Origin of the sequence: Nocardia testacea NBRC 100365 (assembly GCF_000308775.1) — a bacterium.
Classification (GTDB): Bacteria; Actinomycetota; Actinomycetes; order Mycobacteriales; family Mycobacteriaceae; genus Nocardia; species Nocardia testacea.
The window spans coordinates 1-2,619 of record NZ_BAGJ01000225.1 but is presented as its reverse complement, the minus strand read 5'-3'; the positions used below and the strand labels follow the sequence as shown (position 1 = coordinate 2,619).

At 68.3% G+C, this 2,619-nt stretch carries 4 protein-coding genes; 3 read left to right on the top strand and 1 reads right to left on the bottom strand.

Annotated features, from left to right (window positions below; all coding sequences use genetic code 11):
- Positions 1-213: GntR family transcriptional regulator (locus ON38_RS25600; RefSeq protein ID WP_039827574.1), on the bottom strand; the 213-nt coding region annotated here is incomplete at its 3' end.
- A 241-nt stretch (positions 214-454) separates the two neighbouring features.
- Here ON38_RS25600 and ON38_RS25595 point away from each other — a divergent pair.
- From ON38_RS25595 to ON38_RS25585, 3 genes are all read left to right on the top strand, one after another.
- Positions 455-1,684, top strand: a complete 1,230-nt coding sequence (locus ON38_RS25595; protein ID WP_039827573.1) for an FAD-dependent monooxygenase — start codon at positions 455-457, stop codon at positions 1,682-1,684.
- Positions 1,685-1,711: 27 nt separating this feature from the next.
- Positions 1,712-2,161 (top strand): VOC family protein, encoded by a 450-nt coding sequence (locus ON38_RS25590; protein WP_218000834.1) that lies wholly within the window; start codon positions 1,712-1,714, stop codon positions 2,159-2,161.
- Positions 2,158-2,619, top strand: a 462-nt coding sequence (locus tag ON38_RS25585) for a hypothetical protein (protein ID WP_218000833.1), incomplete at its 3' end; no start/stop codon positions are given. The genes ON38_RS25590 and ON38_RS25585, both read left to right, overlap by 4 nt.

Sequence of the window (2,619 nt, the reverse complement as noted above, 5' to 3'; positions counted from 1 at the left end):
GCCCGAACCGACCCTCGCCTCGACCAGGCCCTCCGCGCGCAGCACGGCCGTCACCTTGGTCGCGGTCGCGACCGCGACTCCCCATCGCCGCGCGATCTGCCGCACCGAGGGCAGCCGATCCCCGGGCCGGAGTTCACCCTTTTCGATCCGGGTACGAAGCTGCGCGGCGATCGCCCGATACGGCGGTTCCGCATGCTGTTCCTGCGCCGGCATAACCACCCCTTTGTCGTGTGCACCATCCAGACCTCGATAAAAGTGTACTAGTACATCCGGCATGCGTCCTAGTGCACTATTTTCGTTCAAAACTGGTGTAGCGCAATACTTCAACCCTATTCTTCCGACCGTATAGATACGCCGTATTAGTACACCGTCTTCGCGCGGTCGTCCCTCCCCTGCGCCCGGAACCACCCGGCCGGGACGCCACGGCGGCCTCGACGGGAGAACAGGAGAAGTGATGAAGAACCGGAACATCCTCATATCCGGCGCCGGGATCGCCGGGCCCGCCCTGGCGTTCTGGCTCCACCGCTACGGTTTCCACCCGACCGTGGTCGAGCGTGCTCCCACCCCCCGCAGCGGTGGACACCCGGTGGATATCCGCGGTACCGCCCGGGACGTGGCCCAACGGATGGGGATCGTCGACCGGGTCCGGGCGGCGAACACCGGAGCGCGGGGCATGGCGTTCGTCGATGCGGCGGGCAGGCGAGTGGCGACGATGAGCACCCGGGTGTTCGGCGATTCGGGCGGACCCGTCGCCGAGATGTCGCTCCTGCGAACCGATCTCGCCCGAATCCTCTACGACACCACCCGCGCCGATGTCGAATACGTCTACGGCGAGACGATCGGCGCGATCGCACAGGATCACGCGGGTGTCCACGTCCGATTCGGGCACGGCGCACCCCGGCGGTTCGATCTGCTGGTCGGCGCGGACGGGGTGCATTCGAACGTCCGGCAGCTGGTGTTCGGTCCCGCGGAACGCTTCCTGCGTGACCTGGGCTCCTATATATCGCTGTACACCACCGCCACCGAACGGGACCACGACGGCTGGCGGCTCATGTACACCGTGCCGGCGGGCAACGGCCGGCCCGGCCGGACCGCCGCCTTCTACCCGAAACCCGAACCCGGTACCGCGCTGGCCGGGTTCTTCCTGCGTTCGGCACCGCTGTCCTACGACAGGGGCGATATCGACGAACAGAAGCAGATCGTGGTCCGCGCCTTCGAAGGTGACGGCTGGGAGGTCCCGCGCATGCTCGCGGGCATCCGGGATACCACCGACTTCTACTTCGACAGAGTGGTCCAGGTCGAAGTGGACGTCTGGTCGCGGCAGCGGACGGTGCTGCTCGGGGACGCCGGCTACTGCGCGTCGCCGATGTCCGGTATCGGCACCAGTCTCGCGCTCGTCGGCGCCTACATCCTGGCGGGCGAACTCGCCGCGGCCGACGGCGACCACACGGTCGCCTACCCCACCTATGAGGCGAAGATGCGCCGCTTCGTCGACCGCGCCCAGGAATTCGCGCGCAGCGCCGGCGACGGCGGCCTCATGCCGGATTCGCGCCTGCAGCTCCGGCTGCGCAACCAGGCGGTCCGCACCCTGCGCTACCTGCCGCGGCATCTCGTCGGCCGCGGCATGGAGAAAGTGGCCAACACTGTCGAACTCGACGACTACCGCATGCCGGCACATCACTGAGAAGAAGCGACACAGAGGAGAAAGATCATGCAAGCGAGCACATTCCTGTGGTTCGACGGCCACGCGGAGGAGGCCGCCGAACTCTACACCCGCGTGGTCGCCGATTCGGCGATCCTGGACCGGCAACGCGATGCGGACGGCCGCGTCGTCACCGTCGTGTTCGAGCTCGGCGGGCAACGCTGCATCGCCCACAACGGCGGACCACAATTCACCTTCAGCGGTGGGATCTCGCTGTACCTCGAATGCGAGGGCCAGGAGGAAGTCGACGGCGCGTGGGCGGCACTCACCGAAGGCGGCAAGGAGGGCCCGGGTGGTTCGCTCACCGATCGTTTCGGGGTCACCTGGCAGGTCGTCCCGACGGCGATGGCGGAGCTGCTGGCCGCTGCCGACCCGGCCGCGACCGACCGTATTCTCACCGCCGTCCACGCCATGACGAGGATCGATATCCGGAGTCTGCGCGAGGCCCGCGACCGATGAGCGGGCGATTCGAGTCCGCCACGCCGCATCCGGCGCGGGTGTTCCCGTCCCCGGAACGGGCCGCGCGGGGTCGGGACGGTCCGCCGGAGCGCGGAAGGTTGCGGGCCGCGTGGACACTGGTGCTGCTGACGACCCTGTGCGCGGAGCTCACCTTCACCGCGGTCGCCGTCCCGTTCACCTGGCTGCTCCTGCCGCTGCTGATGGTGATGTACGGCGCCGGTGTCCTCGTGGTCCGCGAGGCCGTGGTCCGGACCGGCGGCGGGTGGCCGAGCCTGGTGGCGCTCGGCCTGGCCTACCAGCTGGCCGAGGACGGACTCGGCCTCCAGGCCCTGACCAGTCCGGATATGTACGGTGCCGCCGACTGGGGGTGGCGGGCAGCCGGGGTGAACTGGACCTATTGGGAATCCCAGATCGGGGTGCACGTGGTGTTCAGTCGTGCTGCTCCCGATCATGCTCAC